Source organism: Flavobacterium enshiense (assembly GCF_022836875.1).
Lineage (GTDB): Bacteria > Bacteroidota > Bacteroidia > Flavobacteriales > Flavobacteriaceae > Flavobacterium > Flavobacterium enshiense_A.
The window spans coordinates 2,150,801-2,171,068 of the sequence record NZ_CP090376.1 but is presented as its reverse complement, the minus strand read 5'-3'; the positions used below and the strand labels follow the sequence as shown (position 1 = coordinate 2,171,068).

Genomic DNA, 20,268 nt, shown 5'->3' with positions numbered 1-20,268 from the left:
TTACATTTACCAAAAAATTAAGGCGATGAAAATACTTATCAAAAATATAAAAGAACTTTTACAGGTTCGCGAAAGCAACATCGACAAAGTTTCGGGTGCCGAAATGGCAGTTTTACCAAAAATTGAAAATGCTTTTTTAATTATTGAAAACAACCTTATTGCCGATTTCGGAACAATGCGCAACTGTCCGGATGGTCATTTTGACAAAGTTATTGATGCTGCCGGAAAAGCAGTACTTCCAACATGGGTCGACAGTCATACCCATATTGTTTATGCCGGTAATCGTGTACAAGAATTCGTAGATCGCATCAACGGGCTGAGTTATGAAGAAATTGCAAATCGTGGCGGAGGGATTTTAAACTCGGCAAAAAAACTTAACGCCACTTCCGAAGAAGAAATTTACAACCAATCGAAAGTGCGCCTGGAAGAAGTTATGCAACAGGGAACCGGTGCTGTGGAAATTAAATCCGGTTACGGCTTAACTGTTGAAGGCGAATTGAAAATGCTAAGAGTTATCAAAAGGCTTTCCGAAAACTTTCCGATAAAAATCAAGTCTACTTTTCTTGGAGCGCATGCTTTTCCGATGGAATACAAAGAAGACCATTCTGCTTACATCGATCTAATTATCAACGAAATGCTTCCAAGAATTGCGAAAGAAAATTTAGCTGATTATATTGATGCTTTCCTGGAGACAGGCTATTTCTCAATAGAAGAAACAGAACGGATTATGGAAGCCGGAAAACAATTCGGACTGAGAGCAAAAATCCATGTAAATCAGTTTACAACAATCGACGGAATTAAAGCCTGCGTAAAGCATGATGCCTTATCGGTCGATCATTTAGAAATTGTAACCGACGATGATATCACAGCTTTAAAAGACAGCAAAACCATGCCAGTTGCCTTACCAAGCTGTTCTTACTTTATAAGTATTCCTTATACTCCGGCACGAAGAATGATTTCGGCTGGATTACCATTAGCGCTGGCATCCGATTTCAATCCGGGAACAACTCCTTCAGGAAATATGAATTTTGTAGTAGCAACTGCCTGCATCAAAATGAAAATGACTCCCGAAGAAGCAATTAATGCAGCAACAATCAACGGAGCATATGCCATGGGAATTTCCGAAACACACGGGAGTATTACCAAAGGAAAATCTGCGAGTATTATAATCACCAAACCGCTTACCTCCTATTATCAACTGCCATATGCTTTTGGAACCAATTTGATTGAACAGGTTATCATCAACGGAAAATTGATTTAATCAAAAAATGTCCAGGTTAAAAATAACAACCACGGATTCAAAGATTAAAAAGATAAAAAATCTGCAAGTCTGCGGCGAAACACCTAAAATAACAAGAATAAAACACAATAAGAAAGGCTGTCAAATGACAGCCTTTTATTTATAAACTAAGTATAGTTAATTATCTCAATGTAAAACTTGTTTTAGAAACCAACTCTCCTTTATCAAAGATATTTACGTAGAAAATACCGCCTTCAATATCTTTAACCGGTAAATCTTGTGATACCTGAACCGTTTTGTTTTCGTATTTAACTGTTTTCTCAAAACTATAGGTTAGCGTTTTTTCACCGAAAGACTCTGTCTTTTTATCTCCTAAAACATTATTCTTGCTGTCAATAACCTGGATATGATATGTTTTATCTCCAGATTTAGCAATCTGATTCTCTGCGATCATAAAACTGATTTTTAACACATCAGCTCTGCTTGCTTTGTCTGTATCGATCTGTTTTCCAGAACTTCTTTGTTTCACAGCCGTTGTCTGAAGATTTAAAACAGAAAGTTTTGAACCTCTTTCCACCGTTTTTGCCAAGTTATCGTTTTTAGCAACTAAAGTATCACGCACTTTACGGGTATCTTCCAATACAACCTGAGTACTGTCACGCTGAGTTGTAAGCACTGTATTTTCTTTTTTCAATGCATCGTTTTCTTTCATTAAGTTGTCCATTTCGCGTTTTAAGCGCGCATAATTATCCTTAAATTTTCTCAACGAAGCTACATCGCCCTGGGATTTTTCTAATTCGGCTTTTAATTGTACTAATTTTTCTCTTTCTGCTGACAGTTCATCGGAAAGCTCTGTATTAGCTGCAATCGCTTCATCATATTTTGCAATGGAAGCTTGCAACTCTTCGCTCAACTTTTCTTTTTCTGACATCATTTTATTTTCAGAAGTCTGATTATCAGTACTCATCTTGTACATATACCCTAAACTTCCCAATAACAATAGTACTAAAACAACGATAATAGCTTTTAAGCTTGAATTACTTTTTTGATTTTCCATAGTTAACTAGATTTTCTTCAAATTTAATTTTTTTTTTATTTAAACCTAATTCCTAAACGGTAGTTTTGGATAAAATAGTATTTTTGGGAGCATCATTTTAGCTTTTTTATGGAGAAACTCATCCGTTTTACAGTAAGTGATCTGACAAAAATCACCAATCACAGAAATACAGAAATCAAGTTTGGAGAACGGATTCAAACAGTTCCGAAAGAAATCGATATTATTGAATTCCTTAAAACAAGTTCTGCCGAATTTGTTCTTTTAGGAATTCCGGAAGATATTGGAGTACGGGCTAATTTAGGGCGTCGGGGAACGGCTTCGGCTTGGGAAAGCGCTGTAAAAAGTCTTGTAAACATCCAAAACAATAAATTCTGCAAAGGAAGTCGGGTTATTCTTCTTGGTACGCTCAACGTAAGGGAAGAAATGGAAGCTGCAGCCAATCTGGACATTACCAATAAAGACGACAAAAAGGTATTTTTTAAACTTATTGATAAAATCGACAAAGAAGTATCGCATATTATCTGTCAGATTATCAAAGCAGGAAAAACTCCGATTGTAATTGGTGGCGGACATAATAACGCCTACGGGAATATCAAAGGCCTGGCCTTAGCAAAAGGAAAACCGGTAAATGCAGTTAATTTCGATGCTCATACCGATTTTAGAGCATTGGAAGGAAGACATAGTGGAAACGGATTTTCCTATGCTTACGAAGAAGGTTTCCTGAAAAAATATTTCATTTTCGGTTTACATGAAAGCTATACTTCCAAGAGTATTTTGGAAAGCATCAAAAGAACTGAAGACAAAATCAAATTCAATACTTATGAAGAAATAGCTGTTCGAAAAGAGAAAAACTTCGAAACAGAAATGGAACTGGCCCAAAAACATGTCGGTAGCGACCCATTCGGTATTGAAATCGATTTGGATGCTGTACCAAACATTCCGAGCAGCGCCATGACATTGAGCGGTTTTTCAGTTGAGCAGTTGCGACAGTTTCTGCATTATTTCGGACAGAATGACAATGCTTCTTACCTACATATTTGTGAAGGTGCTCCCGATTTGGATTTTGATAAAAACAACCATCTTGTCGGTAAATTAATCGCCTATCTGATAACCGATTTCATGAAAGCGAAATCGAATAAATAACAATCTCGAAATTTTAGAGTACTTTTGTAAACGATAGTCACTAAACACTATCGTTTTTTTTATGCTTTTTAACGAACTCGATTTATTCAAAAATATACAGCACGCCATTAACGATGAAGGATATACCAATCCTACTCCCATCCAGGAAAAATCCATTCCGATTATCCTTGACGGATTTGATTTGGTAGGATGTGCACAGACAGGAACCGGAAAAACAGCGGCTTTCGCCATTCCGATTCTGAATCTTTTACACCGCATTGTAGGCTCTTCCAGCAAAGTAAAGCACATTCGCACCTTAGTAGTTACTCCTACGCGTGAATTAGCCATTCAGGTAGGCGAAAGTTTTGATACCTATGGAAAATATACCAACATAAGATCGCTGGTAATTTTTGGTGGTGTAAACCAGACGTCACAAGTAGATCAGTTAAAAAAAGGTGTTGATGTACTTGTAGCCACTCCGGGACGTTTATTGGATTTGAACAAACAGGGATTTATCAATTTGGATCACTTGCACCATTTGGTTTTGGATGAAGCTGATCTGATGCTGGATATGGGATTCATCAATGATGTAAAGAAAATTATCAAACTAACGCCGGATAATCGTCAGACGTTATTATTTTCTGCGACAATGCCGATTGCCATCCGTGAATTAGCCGACAGTTTTTTAACAAAACCTGAATATGTTTCCGTTACCCCCATTTCCAGTACAGCCGAAAAAGTAAATCAGAAAGTTTATTTTGTTGATAAAGAAAATAAAAGAAACCTTCTTTACCAAATTATTGAAGGGGAGAAACTGGAAAGCGTATTGGTTTTTGTGCGTACGAAACACGGCGCTGACAATGTGGTAAAGGCACTAAAGAAACACCATATTAACGCAGAGGCTATTCACGGAGATAAATCACAAAGTGCAAGACAACGAGTACTGGAAAGCTTTAAAAGAAACGAAACTACCGTTTTAGTAGCTACTGATATTGCTGCCAGAGGTATCGATATTGAAATGTTGCCATATGTAATTAATTTCGATTTACCGAATATCCCCGAAACCTACGTACACAGAATTGGGCGTACTGGTCGTGCCGGTAATTCGGGTATGGCCATTTCATTTTGTTCCAAAGACGAAAAAACCTATTGGCAGGATATAGAAAAACTAACTCGTCAAAAAATAAAAGTAGTTACCGACCATCCTTTCCAATGGACCGAACAGGAAAAGAATCCGGATGCTAAACCTGATTTCAGAAATAAAAAGAAACCGCAGGACTCGAATAAAAAAGAAAGTTCTAATTCGCGAAAATCAGAAGCGTCCAAGAAAAAGAAAAAACGCTGGTATTAGTCACTTAATTGTATATGTTTCAGGAAAAAGAGATGTTTGTTAATCATATAGTCCGTTTTCACTTCAGAAACATCGGCTTCAAAATTTAGCAAATCTAACTTCAAAAATCACAAATCACTAAATATCAACATTTTAATATTTCATTAATATTAGCAATCCATCATTTTTAGTAAATTTGGCAAAATGAATTATTTTTTAATTTAAATCTAAAAATTATGGGACTATTAGCTAAAAAAGATTTTATACCTACCCCATATACCTTTTTAGAAGAGTTCTTTCCTAAAAACATGTTAGAATGGGGGTTAAAAAATGTTGGAAATATGGGTACCACGATTCCTTCTGTTAATTTATCCGAAACAGAAGAGGAATATCATATTGATTTGGCTGCTCCGGGAATGAAAAAAGAAGATTTTAAAGTTGAAATTGAAGATAAAATAATTTCCATTGCTTCGGAGAAAGAAGAGCGAATTGAGGAAACTGACAAAAAAGGTAATTATACACGAAAAGAGTTTAATTACAGTTCATTCCATCGTTCTTTCCATCTCCCTGATGCCGCCGAAAAAGAAAAAATTGACGCTGTTTACAAAGACGGAATTTTACATGTGACTATTCCAAAAAACAACAACAGAAGTACGAAATCTAAAAAAAACATTCCAATCCACTAATTTTTCAGATTGGAATTTAAAAAACAACCGTGAAATTTAAAATCATAAACTTCACGGTTTTTTATTTTACTATTCTATTTCATTTTCGTCTTTACTATCTCGTCTTTTTTTTCGGAAAGATGCTTGATCATTCTATACAAATGATTCGGATCAAAAGGTTTCACGATAACTTCATTCATTTTGGAAGCCACTATCTGCTCCATAATTTCCTGCTTATCGAAAGCGGTTACGGCAATTATAGGAGTATTAATCCCCATTTTTCTGATAAGTTTTGAAGTATCAAAACCATTTATTTTAGGCATATTGATATCCATCAGAATAACATCAAAAGTATTGTTTTCCAATATCTTGATCGCTTCATAGCCATCATCAACAATAACACTTTCAAAATGGCGGATATCCAATATTTTCTTCGTCACAATCTGGTTAATCTTGTTGTCTTCAACAACCAATACTTTATAGGTATGTTCTTCTGAAAAATCAACTTCAAGGTTTTTGAGTAAGTCATTGCGATGATTTTCATCCGTATCAAAACCAATCGTAAAAATCATTTGCGTACCTAAATTCTCTTCGCTCTCACAATGGATTTCGCTTCCAAACAAAGAAATCAATTGCTTAACGATGGACAATCCCAAACCGGTTCCTTGATAATCGTCCTCTTTTCGCTCAATCTGGACAAATTTTTCAAATATTTTTTTCTGATGCTCCTTTGCAATTCCGATTCCGTCATCTATCACTTTGAAAGTAATAAAGCAATAAGAAGCCTCATAACGTTCCAACTTCGCGCAGATTTTCACTTCACCATCTTTAGTAAATTTCAGCGAGTTACTCACTAAATTCATGAAAATCTGTGATAATCGCACCTTATCCGTAATAATAAATTCAGGGATTGAATCGTCTACTTCCAATAGTAACTGATTATTGTTTTTTATTGCTAAGAATTGTAGGCTGTCAACGATTGAATTCAATTCATCGGAAAGATTAAATATGGAATTTTCCAGGACTATTTTCTTTTCTTCAATTTTATAAACCTGAAGAATATCATTTACTAATGACAGTAAGTACTTGGCAGAAAACTTTAAGGATTTAAGATAGGTGCTGTTCTTAAGTTCTCTGTGCTCATCAGCAATCATGTCGGTAATTCCGACCACACCATACAAAGGAGTTCGGAGCTCATGAGTGATTGTAGAAATAAACTGAGATTTTAACAGCGAAGCTTCTTCCGCCTGTTCTTTGGCAATCATAAGCTCGTCATTGGCCAATTTTAATTTCTTGTTTGTTTTCTTTCTAAGCTGATTATTTTTATAAAGCGTATATACTAACAGTAGAAGAATGAAAAAAATGAATATAAACATTACTACTATTAATCGTGTATGTTGCAACCTGCTCATCTGCACAAGTTTTTCATTCTCTATTTTATCGATTTCTCTTTTATATTCGTCTACTTCTATATGAGAACCGGCTATTTTTACTTCATCGGCACGTGCTTCATTATAAATTTTTTCTTCTAATGTATTGTGCTTTTCTAAATATAGGTAGGCATTCTTGTAATCCTTTATTTTCAGATAATACTTGGATATGTCCCCATACAACTCCGCCACATTGGTTTCAAGAATTTCAACATCGTTGGTTTGGCAAACTTTTAGTGCTTCCTTGAAGGAAGACTCCGCTTTTGCATATTCATTTTTAAAGGTGAAATAGGAACCGTACATTGAATTCATCGCCAAGGTCGATTCCATTATGTTCAACTTCTTAACAAACGGTTCAGCAAGTTTTAAATAGGGAAATCCTGAAACATAATCCTCTTTGGCAAAATAAGCCGAGGCAATATTCAGGTTCGTAAACATAATTTCGGTTGAATCCTTTATTTTTTGTTTATAGAAAAGAGCTCTCTTATAAGAAGCTATTCCTTTATCAAAATTGATTTTTCTGTAACAGTATAAATTCCCGAGATTATTGTGCAGCCATCCTTTTAAGGAATCATTAGTTGTAAGGTTGGCGAATTTTAATCCTTTTGAATAATAACCAGCGGCTTTATCGTAGTCTGAAAACTCTTCAAAGTTCAATCCTATCAGATTATACGCTTTGGCGACCAACTGATTATCTTCAATCTTACTGGCTTCATTTAATGCCTTTTTAGCATATGATAATGACTTTCCATTTTCAAGATTATTAAAATGCTCAGCTGATTTCGATAAAAGCTTTGAAATACTTTTATGGCTAACTGATTCAGATTGAGCAAGCGCCCCCTGAAAAGCCAGCAGAATAAACAGAAGTGAGAATTTTAATATGTTTTTGCTCATCAAAAATTTCAAAGTGTTAATTTAATAAACAAAAACCAAATAACGGCTACAAATAATCAAAAAATAATTAAAAAATGTTGTAAAAAAAGCGACCTGAAAAGGTCGCTTTTAATATCATTTATCCTCTGATAAGTTTTTTGTACTTGATTCGTGTTGGAGCAACATCTCCCAAACGTTTTTTACGGTTTTCTTCATATTCAGAGAAACCTCCCTCGAAAAAGTACACTTGAGAATCACCCTCAAATGCCAGGATATGTGTACAGATTCGGTCTAAGAACCAACGGTCGTGCGAAATAACCACCGCACATCCTGCAAAATTTTCCAAACCTTCCTCTAAAGCACGAAGCGTGTTGATATCCAAGTCATTCGTTGGCTCATCCAGTAACAATACGTTTCCTTCTTCTTTTAACGTCATGGCTAAGTGTAAGCGGTTACGTTCTCCTCCTGAAAGCGTAGACACTTTTTTGTTCTGTTCGCTTCCTCCGAAATTAAAACGTGACAGATAAGCTCTTGAATTTACCTGACGGCCTCCCATCATAATCAGTTCCTGACCGTCGCAAAAGTTTTCCCAGATAGATTTGTTCGGATCGATATTCGCATGCGACTGATCCACATAAGCGATTTTCACTGTTTCACCGGTGTGGAATTCCCCACTGTCCGGTTTCAATTCATCCATGATCATTTTGAAGATCGTTGTTTTACCGGCACCATTTGGCCCAATAATACCAACGATACCGGCTTGCGGCAAAGTGAAGTTCAGATTATCATACAACAATTTGTCTCCGTATCCTTTCGCAACGTTTTTCGCTTCGATAACATTTGTCCCTAAACGCGGTCCATTCGGGATGTATAATTCCAATTTTTCGTCAAGTTCTTTTTGATCTTCGTTCAATAACTTGTCATAGTTCTGTAAACGTGCTTTTTGCTTTGTCTGACGTCCTTTCGCTCCCTGACGAACCCAGTCCAACTCACGCTCTAAAGTCTTACGACGTTTTGAAGCTGTTTTCTCCTCCAGAGCCATTCTGCTTGATTTCTGGTCCAACCAAGATGAATAATTTCCTTTCCATGGAATACCTTCTCCTCTGTCGAGTTCCAAAATCCAACCTGCAACATTATCAAGGAAATAACGGTCGTGCGTTACTGCAATTACTGTTCCCGCATATTGTGACAAGTGCTGCTCTAACCACAATACTGACTCAGCATCCAAGTGGTTGGTAGGCTCATCCAATAATAGAACGTCCGGTTGTTGTAATAGTAAACGGCATAAAGCTACGCGGCGCTTCTCTCCTCCTGATAGCACGCTGATTGGCGTATCGGCATCCGGAGTACGTAAAGCATCCATTGCGATTTCCAGTTTAGTATCGATTTCCCAAGCGCCTGCAGCATCGATTTTATCCTGCAATTCCGCCTGACGATCCATTAATTTCTGCATCTTATCAGCATCCTCATACACCTCCGGAAGTCCGAACATATCGTTAATTTTATTGAACTCGTCTAAAATTGCCATTGTTTCGGCAACTCCTTCACGAACAACATCAATAACTGTTTTGGTTTCATCCAAATGCGGCTCCTGCTCTAAATAACCAACTGTATAATTTGGTGCAAATACCACATCTCCCTGGTAGTTTTTATCAACACCAGCAATAATTTTCAATAATGACGATTTACCTGAACCGTTCAAACCAAGGATACCAATTTTAGCTCCGTAGAAAAAACTTAAGTAAATATCTTTTAAAACCTGCTTATTCGTGCTTGAGTAAGTCTTACTTACTTTCGACATCGAAAATATCACTTTCTTATCGTCTGACATACTTTAATGTTTATGATTATTGTTTGATTTTGAACTGAATATGTATCCTAAAAAAGATACCGACAAATATAAGGTTAAATAAAAGAATTTAAAAGATGATTTTGCAATTCTGTAAATGCATTTTCGGATAATTTAATCCCTGATCGGCATTAGAAACCGTATAAATTAATTTCTCGCAGATTATGCAGATTTTCTCAGATTACATTTTTTAAGAAAACGTAGTGAAAATCTTTTTTTATACGTTAGATCAGCGAGTTTTCTCTCCGCAGTAGCGAGTTTTAATTTTGCAGTAATGAGTTTTAACTCTGCAGTAGCAAGTTTCAAGTTCGCAGTGACAAGTTTTAACTCTGCAGTAACGAGTTTTAACTTTGCAGTAACAAGTTTCAACTTTGCAGTAGGGAATTTTAACCACGTAGTAACGATTTTCAACTCCGCAGTAGCGAGTTTCAACTCTGCAGTAGCGAGTTTTAACTCCGCAGTAAGGAGTTTTTTACTTGAGTTCTAATAAAAAAGACAGTTCTGTACCGCTATCTTCTTTTGTGTTTTTTCCGACTATGTTTTTATTGTCATAGTTATAATAAAAACTGAATTGTATTTTGAAATCGTTGAATATCTCCCAAGTAAGATCGGCGCTCACATCGAAACGATATCTGTCTTTTTCAGTGAGTCCGACATAAGAACCCGCTTTTAATGTTGAGGAAAGATTCGGACTTATAAAACTGTAAACTGTATGCTGCAATGTTACAGGCCATTCACTGTTTGCAATAAACTTATCCGTATCTATATTATCTTCAAAGTTCTGCAAAAAACCTGTGAACACCAGTAATCTCTGGCGTTCGGTAATAATGAGATTATTTCCGATTCCGAAACCGAATGATAGTTTTGCATCGATACCCAATTCGTCATTCCTATTGAAGGAATTCGCCTGATACAGTACCCATTTCCTGTACAATGAATAAAACTCCTGCAAATTTTCCTGTATTCTCACCGAATAATCCGAACTTTCTGTTGAAGTCGCCATATATGAGAAATCGTTAACAAAGCGCCATCGTGAAATGACGTAAAAAAGGTTACTTTCCGCGCTAATACGTAGTACTTCAGAAGACTTTGTATAACTCACCCCTGCTCCTATATCGCCCTTAAATCCCTCATACCATTTTTCTTCAAGAGGAAAAATTCTTAAAATTTCTTCAAACTTAATTGTTGTTCCTTTTGGCACACTTTTTTTTAGCTCGGCTGTTGCGCTGGACTCGGCTGTTACACTTGATTCGATTATTTCATCTGGTCCTGTTAAAACAATTATTTCTCCCATCATATCAGATTTGGCTATTTTCCCGATGAAAATTTCGCCGTAAATATTTTCCACTTTATATATTTTACTTCCGCCGTCAATGGAAAATATTTTGTACCATTTTATGGAAACAACACCTGGCCCCTGTGCATCAAAACTTAATCTCCCCTGTTGGAACGATAAAATTTTACCGGTTAACCTGTCGCCGTTTATCAAGTGTAAAATATCCGGGGTAAAAGCCTCTTTTCTGACTTTTTTTTCACTTTCTGAAAGTGTGGTATCTACTTCTACTTCTAAAACTTTTTGTACTGTATCGTGTTCTACGGAAGGAATGGAATCAGTTTTCTTTTTTTCAGGGATTTGGGCATACAAAAACAATGGAAAGACCAGCAATAAGACCATCACTATTTTTGAATAACTAAACATCCCTTTTTTATTAAAAACTTAAACACAAAATAAAACCTGCTGGTTTCCAAATACACAACAGGCCTGATACGATTAAATTATTTAGGCTGAATTAAATATGGATTAGCCTTTAGCTTTTCTACCACATATTTAATTACCAACTGGGATTTCAGACTATTGCCTGCGGCATCTAATGGCGGAGAAACGACTCCGATTCCGAATTTACCCGGACAGACCGCTATAATACCTCCCCCAACACCGCTTTTTGCCGGTAAACCTGAATTGTAAAACCAAATTCCCGAGTCATCATATAGACCGGCTGTTGCCATAACCGGAAGCGTGTACATTACCGTTTCGGGAGATACTACTTTCTTTTTGGTCACTGGGTTAACACCGCCATTGGCTAAAGTGGCCGACATTACAGCAAGATCTTTTGCGCTTACATTAAGGGCGCATTGCTTCGTGTAAATATCGGTTGACTGAACCGGGTCGAAATACAATCTGCCATAAGAAAAAAGCAAATGGGCGATTGCCTGATTTCGGAGATTATCACTGGCTTCACTGATATATACAGGCTTGTTCAATGATAGGGCCCGACCGGCAAATTCACTTTGCTTCGTAAGAATGCTTTTCCATTTGGCAATAGAATCGTTGCCTTTTACCATACTTGTTGCAGCTATGGCTCCCGGATTTACCAATGGATTAATTTCCCTTCCATTGTGCTCTTCTATTGCAACGATCGAATTAAAGCGCATACCGGTTGCATCTACCCCAATTTTGTCCTGAATGGCCTGATGCCCGTTCTCCTCGATAATCTGAGCCATCACAAAAGCCTTGCTTATGCTTTGTATGGACACCATAGCATTGTAATCACCGACTGTGTATACCTTACCGTATGTAGTTACCAGGGCAATCCCAAAAATATTCGGATCTACATTGGCTAATTCTTTAATATAGTCGGCGTTCTTTCCTTCTTTTATGTCTTTAAATTTTGAGTATGCTTCTTTCAGTACAGCCTCTATATTTTCTTTAGACATGATATTGGCAGATTTTTCTTTTGATTGACCGTAAATCAGAGCAGTAACTAACAACAACGATAAAGACATTATCCTTTTTCCAAAATAGTTTTTTTTCATGATAATGTATTTATTTTAAATTCATCATGCAGTCTTCATACCTTCAGATAGTGCGTTAAATCCGCTATAACATTAGCAATACTCGGCTTTGAAAAAAGTTAGTGACACCTTGTTGACTATCCTTATCCAAAACTCCATATCCGTAAGCAAAATAGAATCGGATATTTTCAGAAAGATACCAGTTAACCATCGGCGTAATTCTCCAAAATTCGCCACCCTGTAACGTTCCATCAGTGAGATCGAGCGATGAAAAACGAAGAATTGCTTCAACAGCTCCGTATCCCCCATCAAAAACAGATTTTTTTGGTTTAAGGAATGAAAATATTCCCGGATTACTCAAGTAAGGACGTACTTCACCTGTAATCGAATAAGCCACAAACACTTCACCCCCATGGAATACAGGATTATTTGTTTCGGTCGAATTCATCATATGAAAATTGTATTCAGAACCTAAAAGGAAAGCACCTGATCTGTAATAAAATTCACCTCCAACATGATTCGAATTAAATACAGAAAATACGCCGGTATCTAAGAAATAAGGTGCCTGGTTAGCCTCTGGGCGTGAACGTACTTGCAACTTATGATCTTTAACCTCTCCATATCTGTAATTAAGGCCAACATGCATTACCGGTTTTAAAGCATCTGTATAAATCGGGAGATAACCTATTCTGGAAACAAATTGCCATTTGTATTTTGAAAAACTCTGTGCTTTAGACAGTACATCTGTATAAGCGCCAATATTCCAGTTTATTTTTTGTTTTGGAAGAAACCCCATATACTTCACACCATCTGCCAATATTGGAATAATATCTATAGACATATTTCTTTCCATATGCCACATGGAATATCCATTCATGACCTTACTCATTGAATACCCTTCTTTGGTCCGCCCAACAAAAATATGCCCTGCTAATTTCGGAACCCCAAACATGACACCACTTTCCCTTGCGAGCCAGATTCTGGAATTACCATCATACATGATTCCGACTTTCCAGCTTATGTCTCTTTTGGTTTTTAACTTTCCTGATAGCGTAACCCTAAAATCCCTCACAATAAAGCCGGGAGATAGCTGTACCTGGTTTTTACTCTCATCATCCTGACTGTAAAACGCATGTTCATACATAAAACCTCCCCCAAACCTTAATGTAGTTAGATCGTTTTCAAATTCGTTACCTCTTGAGATTTTCTTTTCTGGGACAATCGTATCCTTTTCCTTAAAAATTTCACCTTCAGTTCCGTCAAGCCTCTGTTCTTTAGGAACATCTTGTGCAAACGAAACAAACCCTGTTACCACAAAAAGCAGTGATAACAAGGTTTTCATAATGATATTCGATTGTTTTGCTTGGCTTTCGCCTTCAATTTCAAGTAATTTCATTGGGACACATTTTATTTCCGAATTACTCCGAAAAAGATTCCACAATTATTTTTTCTGTTGTCCGGTCATTGTTGCCGGATCTAACAATTTCTTAATCTGATCTTCGGTAAGCAATTTCTTTTCTCGGATCAATTCAAGAATTCCCTTATCTTTCTCAAGGGCTTCTTTGGCCAATTCGGTTGTTTTTTCATAACCAAGAACCGGATTAAGAGCCGTAACAATACCTACGCTGCGTTCAATGTAATGTTTCAGTACTTTTTCGTTGGCAGTAATTCCGTCAATACAATTTTTACGGAATAACGGCATTGATTTATAAAATAACGCCTGAGATTCCATAATAGCTACTGCAACGACCGGTTCGTAAGGATTCAGCTGTAAAAGTCCGTCCTGAGATGCGAATGCAACCGTTACATCATTACCCATCACTTTAAAACAAATATTGTTCATCAATTCCGGCATAACAGGATTTACTTTTCCAGGCATAATGGATGAGCCAGGCTGAAGTGCCGGTAAATTGATCTCGAAAATACCTGTTCGCGGACCACTTGCAAGGAATATCAAATCGCTACTGATTTTAGAAAGTGTCACAGCTAAGTTTTTTAAAGAAGATGAATACATAACAAAAGCCTGCATACTGCTTGTGGCAGCAATCAGATCTTTGGCCAATACAATTGGTTTTCCGGTGATTTTAGCCAGCTGTGCCGTACATTTTTCAGCATAACCCGGAGTTGCTGTCAGTCCTGTACCGATAGCCGTTGCCCCCATATTTACCTCATACAGATAGGCTTCCGATTTACGCATGGCATCTATGGCTGCATCAAGCTGATAACCGAAGGCATGAAATTCCTGTCCTAATGTCATTGGTACAGCATCCTGCCCTTCCGTACGACCCATCTTTAACAGATGATTAAACTGATCTCCTTTTTTATGGAAAGACTGCGCTAACAGTTGAGCTTCCTTCATCACTTTATCGTTATGCAGAATCAAAGCGATGTGTATTGCTGTTGGGTACACATCGTTGGTGGACTGTCCCATGTTTAAATCGTCATGAGGTTCGATGTACTGATACTCCCCTTTCTTTTTTCCCATCATTTCCAGGGCAATATTTGCCAGTACTTCATTGGCATTCATATTAGCCGAAGTTCCCGCACCTCCCTGATACAAATCGGTCAGGAACTGGTCGTGATACTTCCCGTCCATAACAGCCTGACAAGCTTTTTCTATGGCGGCAAGTCTGTCTTTTTTCATTCGACCAACCTCGCCGTTGGCTCTTGCTGCTGCCAGTTTTACCATGGCATAAGCCTTTACATAGTCGGGATAAAAATTTGTTTTAACTCCGCTAACCTGAAAGTTTTCCAATGCCCTGAGGGTTTGTATCCCGTAGTAAGCATCAGCGGGTATTTGCTTTTCACCCAACAGATCTTTTTCTGTTCGGGTTTGAGCAATTGAATATTGTGATGAAGCAATCATCAGCAACATAAGAGAGATATATTTTACTTTTCTCATGACTTTTTATTTTACTCGGAAATAATTTTAAAAATCATTCCGATGGTTTTTTTAGAAGGACGCACTTATTGATTTAAGCGATTAGTATTCAAAGAAATACTGTTGTAATTGCTTTTTGTCTTTGGTTTTGGTTAAACCAACCATCAATAATATACGTGCTTTTTGAGGATTCAAATCGTCACTTACAATAGTTCCCAACTTATCATCGTCTACCTCATCCTTAAGTACAACACGGCCGGAAACACATCTTGTTGCTCTACAAACCACCACACCTTTTTTCACGGCGGCATCAATAGCATCATAATACGCTTTGTTGAAATTCCCGTTTCCTACACCTGCTATAACAATTCCGTCTACTTTTTCATTTACTAAAGCATTGATCAGAGAAGGATTAGCATCGGCATACATATAAACTATTTCCACACGAGGCATTTTTGTTACTCCTGAAATATCGAATGGCGTGTTTTTGTCTGATTTACGTCCCGATTCCTGATAATAAACCGGTTTCGCATCATATACCTGTCCGATCGGACCGGCATTTGGAGCAGTATAGGCTTCCATGTGAGTGGAACTTGTTTTCACGATATCCCTTCCGTCAAAAATACTTTCCGAGAATACCACAATAGGCCCTCTGCCTTTACTTTTCGGACTTGCGGCAACCACAACAGCATCAAACAGGTTTTTAGGTCCGTCTGCACTAATAGCCGTTGCTGCACGCATTGATCCTGTAAATACTACGGGTTTGTCGCTTCTAAGCGTCAGATTAAGGAAAAAGGATGTTTCTTCCTGAGTATCGGTTCCGTGGGTAATCACTACAGCATCTGCTTCGTTTTTACTGAATATTTCATTGATGCGTTTGTTAAGCTTCATCCAGATTTCGATGGACATATCCTGACTTCCGATACTCGAAATCTGCTCACCGGTAACAGTTGCATATTTATGAATCTGTGGTACGGCGCTTAGTAACTGATCAATAGGAAGCGCGCCCGCCTTATATCCTGCCTGGTCTGCAGCAGCACCGGCACCGGCAATGGTTCCTCCTGTTGCAAGAATTTTTACACGTGGTAAACTTTGTGCCTGAACACTAAATCCTATAAATAAACCTAAAAAAAGGCTCATTATTTTTGCTGTTTTTGCTGAAAATATAAGTGCTTTCATTGTTTATGGAATTAAAAGTTGATTAATTATGTTTTATTGCTTCTTTTTATATTAAATCTCATTGAAATAGTACTTAAAGGAAAACTGATTGTGTGTAATGGCTCATCAATCAGATCGGGAACTTTTCCTTTATGAAAGTTTGCACGGTCATCCCACCGGAACTCACACCTGCCATTGTATTTTTTGTTGGGTTCGTCCTGCGCATTCAACATTACAATACAAAAGAAAAACCCTATAATAACTAAAATACTCTTCATGTTTTTAAGATTTTAGTAGAATAAAAGTAAAAAGTTTTTAAAAAATTAACATATTTGTCCGATAAACCGCAACTATAATCGTTAAGAAGTAAAATATTACAAACAAGAAAGTTAATATATCATTTTGTAAGTAGTACTTTATAAATAAATCGAATCCATCCAAAAGAAAGAGCCACAGTAATATTACTGTGGCTCTTTCTTTTGGATTATTTAAGTGCTCTTAAATAATTTTAAAATATCTTTAAATGCTAACGTAAATCATAAAAGAACTTTCTGTTTCATTTATGATTTAGCTTACACTCTTCCGTTTAATGCGTTAAAAACCCATGCAATGGAAAAAAAACCAATACCTACAGCTCCGAAACCCCATCCGGCTACATCAGCATAACGGTATACTGCTAATCCTATCAATATGCAACCCATAACAATCATAATAAATGTTGCCCAGCCTAAAACAGTATTTTTGTTCATCATAATTTCTACTTTTAGAATTGGTTTTTTGTAATACAAATATCGCTTTTTTATATTCATTGAAAAAAATTGTTACTATTAAATCGATTTTATTAATCTATTAAAGACGTAAAGAAATAAACAGAAAAATAGTAACTAAAAAAACCAGTGACATTATCACTGGTTTAATTGGTTTATTTTTTCTTTCCTCGTACCGCTACATATTTTTTAGTTACAGGATCAAATGTATATTTGGTTTCCCCCGATTTCCCCTTTAGAATAGCATCTCCATTAGGCAATAACTTGAACTCGGATCCTTCAACTCGTCTTCTTTGCTGGGTTTCAGAAACCTCTTTTGCCTGATCCAAAAAGACTTTTTCAGTGATATTCGTTATAGTGTGTGTGTTTGCAGCAACCTGCGTTTTTGTAGATACTTCCCAGATTTCGGACACAGTACTTGTTACTTCTTCTGTTTTTAAATCGGTCTTATTGGTTCCTTTTTCTATCCACGAAATATAATACAGTTTGCTATCCTTTGCTTTATAACTCGTAATCTTGCATTCCGACAATTTCCTTTTGGGATCTATAGGGCGCGTAAAAAGAGCTTCCTTTTTACCACCTTCATTGAGATATAAATTAAATGCATTCTTTCCCATTTCTGCGGTAAGATTATCGGATTTAGCCAAAACTTCAGAAGATGAGCCTGCATTTGAACCGTTTTTTTTCTTCTTCTGACTATACCCGACAGTGGTCATTATTGCTAAAGCAAATAATAAAAGTGTCTTTTTCATAAATTTTTAATAGGTTTCTTGGTTTTGGAAAAGTACAATTTTTTTTCGCAAAAACAAATTTTTTAAAAAACCTCAAACAATTATAACATATTGCTCAGATTTTAACGAATCAGTTTAAAATAAAGCATGTGAATAATAAAAAAAAACCACGCCGTTAAGCGTGGTTTAAAAGTATAATTGGGAAAGATTATTTCACTTCCTCAAAGTCTACATCCTGAGTTGTGTCTCCTGAAGCATCTGCCTGTGGCTGTGCTTCGTGAGTTTGCCCTTCAGCCTGTGCTTTGTACATTTCCTCTGAAGCATTTTTCCAAGCCTCATTAATTGCATCTAAAGCAGGTTGAATAGTTTCAACGTCTTTAGTTTCGTAAGCTTTTTTCAATGATTCTAAAGCAGTCTGAATGTTTGATTTGTTACCTTCTGATAATTTATCTCCGAATTCAGACAATTGCTTTTCAGTCTGGAAGATCATTCCGTCAGCCTCGTTCAATTTATCTACTTTCTCTTTAGCTAATTTATCAGCTTCAGCATTAACCTCTGCTTCTTTACGCATTCTTTCGATTTCTTCCTGAGTCAATCCTGAAGAAGCCTCGATACGAATATCGTGTGATTTACCAGTTCCTTTATCAACAGCAGTTACATGAATGATACCATTAGCATCGATATCGAAAATTACTTCGATTTGAGGTACACCTCTTGGTGCTGGCGGAATTCCGTCTAAGTGGAAACGACCGATAGTTTTGTTATCGTTTGCCATTGGACGCTCACCCTGTAACACGTGGATTTCCACTGATGGCTGATTGTCTGCCGCTGTAGAGAATACCTGTGATTTTTTAGTTGGAATAGTCGTATTTGAGTCAATTAATTTTGTCATTACGCTTCCCATAGTTTCAATACCTAATGAAAGTGGCGTAACGTCAAGTAACAATACGTCTTTCACGTCTCCTGTTAATACACCACCCTGAATTGCAGCTCCAATCGCTACAACCTCATCTGGATTAACTCCTTTTGATGGTTTTTTACCGAAGAATTTCTCAACCTGCTCCTGAATTACAGGGATACGAGTTGAACCTCCCACTAAGATTACTTCGTCGATATCAGATGTTGATAAACCAGCATCTTTTAACGCTTTAGCAACCGGATCCATAGAACGTTTCACTAAAGTATCAGCCAATTGCTCAAATTTAGCACGGGTTAACGTTTGTACCAAGTGTTTTGGTCCTGAAGCTGTAGCCGTAATATATGGTAAGTTGATTTCTGTTTGTGCAGAAGACGATAATTCGATTTTTGCTTTCTCAGCCGCCTCTTTCAAACGCTGTAAAGCCATAGGATCTTTACGCAAGTCTACACCTTCAGCTGAGTTGAAATCGTTAGCCAACCAATCGATGATTACCTGGTCGAAATCGTCACCTCCTAAGTGAGTATCTCCGTTTGTAGACAATACTTCGAAAACTCCGTCTCCTAATTCAAGGATGGAAATATCAAAAGTACCTCCCCCTAAATCGTAAACTGCAATTTTATGATCGTGGCCTAATTTATCCAAACCGTAAGCTAACGCAGCAGCTGTTGGTTCGTTGATGATTCTGCGTACTTTTAAACCAGCAATTTCTCCAGCCTCTTTTGTAGCCTGACGCTGAGCATCGTTAAAGTAAGCAGGAACAGTGATAACCGCTTCAGTAACTGTAGTACCCAAGTAATCTTCAGCTGTTTTTTTCATTTTCTGAAGTACCATTGCTGATAATTCCTGTGGCGTGTAAAGTCTTCCGTCGATATCAACACGTGGTGTATCATTATCACCTTTAACAACTTTGTAAGCTACAGTTGATGCCTCTTTAGCGCTTTCAGTGTATTTATTACCCATGAAACGTTTGATAGAAGCGATAGTTTTTGTTGGATTCGTTACTGCTTGTCTTTTCGCAGGATCACCCACTTTAATTTCGCCACCTTCCACAAATGCAATTACAGATGGTGTTGTTCTTTTTCCTTCGGCATTAGCAATTACAACCGGCTCTCCACCTTCCATTACGGATACGCAGGAGTTTGTTGTTCCTAAGTCGATTCCAATAATCTTACTCATTTTTATAATAGTTTAATTTTAATTCAAAAGTTCAAAACTCGAGTTGCAAATGACAATGATTGTGCCAAGCGGAAAAAAAACATAAAATGTCATATTTCTTAATAAAACAAAATAAAATAACTGACAGGATGACATTGATTTCTATTTTTCCGGACATAAATAGTCTTTAAAAAATTATATTTGACATTTAATTTCAGGTACGTTAATGATATTTCTTAAAAATTACGGCCACGTTTACTTGTTTTAAAATAAGAGGTATAACGTTAATTGTTATAAA

At 36.9% G+C, this 20,268-nt stretch carries 17 protein-coding genes; 4 read left to right on the top strand and 13 right to left on the bottom strand.

Going from position 1 to position 20,268, the window contains the following annotated elements; translation table 11 throughout:
• Positions 1–25 precede the first annotated feature (25 nt).
• Complete coding sequence (gene hutI, locus LZF87_RS09630) at positions 26–1,261, top strand: imidazolonepropionase (RefSeq protein ID WP_244338714.1); 1,236 nt, start codon at positions 26–28, stop codon at positions 1,259–1,261.
• Between the two features lie 160 nt (positions 1,262–1,421).
• Here the strand turns inward: hutI and LZF87_RS09625 are convergent, their stop codons facing one another.
• Positions 1,422–2,297 carry a hypothetical protein gene (locus LZF87_RS09625; RefSeq protein ID WP_244338713.1) on the bottom strand — a complete coding sequence of 292 codons (876 nt, stop codon included), beginning with the start codon at positions 2,295–2,297 and terminating at the stop codon, positions 1,422–1,424.
• Between the two features lie 108 nt (positions 2,298–2,405).
• Between LZF87_RS09625 and LZF87_RS09620 the strand changes: the two genes are divergently transcribed.
• From LZF87_RS09620 to LZF87_RS09610, 3 genes are all read left to right on the top strand, one after another.
• On the top strand, positions 2,406–3,440 hold the full coding sequence (locus LZF87_RS09620) for a formimidoylglutamase (protein WP_244338712.1): 1,035 nt from the start codon (positions 2,406–2,408) through the stop codon (positions 3,438–3,440).
• A gap of 61 nt (positions 3,441–3,501) precedes the next feature.
• A complete protein-coding gene (locus LZF87_RS09615) occupies positions 3,502–4,770 on the top strand; it encodes a DEAD/DEAH box helicase (RefSeq protein ID WP_244338711.1) in 1,269 nt (422 codons plus the stop codon).
• A gap of 215 nt (positions 4,771–4,985) precedes the next feature.
• The gene (locus LZF87_RS09610) at positions 4,986–5,435 is read left to right on the top strand and encodes an Hsp20/alpha crystallin family protein (RefSeq protein WP_244338710.1); all 450 of its coding nucleotides are present in this window, start codon (positions 4,986–4,988) and stop codon (positions 5,433–5,435) included.
• A gap of 74 nt (positions 5,436–5,509) precedes the next feature.
• On the opposite strand, the gene LZF87_RS09605 is transcribed toward LZF87_RS09610, so the two are convergent.
• From LZF87_RS09605 to dnaK, 12 genes are all read right to left on the bottom strand, one after another.
• Positions 5,510–7,738: an ATP-binding response regulator gene (locus LZF87_RS09605; RefSeq protein WP_244338709.1), complete on the bottom strand. Its 2,229-nt coding sequence runs from the start codon at positions 7,736–7,738 to the stop codon at positions 5,510–5,512.
• A 118-nt stretch (positions 7,739–7,856) separates the two neighbouring features.
• Positions 7,857–9,548: an energy-dependent translational throttle protein EttA gene (gene ettA, locus LZF87_RS09600; RefSeq protein WP_244338708.1), complete on the bottom strand. Its 1,692-nt coding sequence runs from the start codon at positions 9,546–9,548 to the stop codon at positions 7,857–7,859.
• A gap of 180 nt (positions 9,549–9,728) precedes the next feature.
• The gene (locus LZF87_RS09595) at positions 9,729–9,998 is read right to left on the bottom strand and encodes a hypothetical protein (protein WP_244338707.1); all 270 of its coding nucleotides are present in this window, start codon (positions 9,996–9,998) and stop codon (positions 9,729–9,731) included.
• Between the two features lie 40 nt (positions 9,999–10,038).
• Entirely contained in the window at positions 10,039–11,265 is a 1,227-nt protein-coding gene (locus tag LZF87_RS09590) for a DUF481 domain-containing protein (protein ID WP_244338706.1), read from the bottom strand.
• Between the two features lie 77 nt (positions 11,266–11,342).
• Positions 11,343–12,380 carry a glutaminase A gene (gene glsA / locus LZF87_RS09585; protein ID WP_244338705.1) on the bottom strand — a complete coding sequence of 346 codons (1,038 nt, stop codon included), beginning with the start codon at positions 12,378–12,380 and terminating at the stop codon, positions 11,343–11,345.
• Between the two features lie 64 nt (positions 12,381–12,444).
• The gene (locus LZF87_RS09580) at positions 12,445–13,755 is read right to left on the bottom strand and encodes an OprO/OprP family phosphate-selective porin (RefSeq protein ID WP_244338704.1); all 1,311 of its coding nucleotides are present in this window, start codon (positions 13,753–13,755) and stop codon (positions 12,445–12,447) included.
• A gap of 45 nt (positions 13,756–13,800) precedes the next feature.
• Positions 13,801–15,201, bottom strand: a complete 1,401-nt coding sequence (locus LZF87_RS09575) for an aspartate ammonia-lyase (protein ID WP_244343815.1) — start codon at positions 15,199–15,201, stop codon at positions 13,801–13,803.
• Positions 15,202–15,342: 141 nt separating this feature from the next.
• Complete coding sequence (locus LZF87_RS09570) at positions 15,343–16,419, bottom strand: type II asparaginase (protein WP_244338703.1); 1,077 nt, start codon at positions 16,417–16,419, stop codon at positions 15,343–15,345.
• A 26-nt stretch (positions 16,420–16,445) separates the two neighbouring features.
• Entirely contained in the window at positions 16,446–16,676 is a 231-nt protein-coding gene (locus LZF87_RS09565) for a hypothetical protein (protein ID WP_244338702.1), read from the bottom strand.
• A 294-nt stretch (positions 16,677–16,970) separates the two neighbouring features.
• Positions 16,971–17,147 carry a CAL67264 family membrane protein gene (locus tag LZF87_RS09560; protein ID WP_244343814.1) on the bottom strand — a complete coding sequence of 59 codons (177 nt, stop codon included), beginning with the start codon at positions 17,145–17,147 and terminating at the stop codon, positions 16,971–16,973.
• Positions 17,148–17,320: 173 nt separating this feature from the next.
• On the bottom strand, positions 17,321–17,917 hold the full coding sequence (locus LZF87_RS09555; protein WP_244338701.1) for a hypothetical protein: 597 nt from the start codon (positions 17,915–17,917) through the stop codon (positions 17,321–17,323).
• 187 nt (positions 17,918–18,104) lie between these two features.
• The gene (gene dnaK / locus LZF87_RS09550) at positions 18,105–19,991 is read right to left on the bottom strand and encodes a molecular chaperone DnaK (protein WP_244338700.1); all 1,887 of its coding nucleotides are present in this window, start codon (positions 19,989–19,991) and stop codon (positions 18,105–18,107) included.
• Positions 19,992–20,268 lie beyond the last annotated feature (277 nt).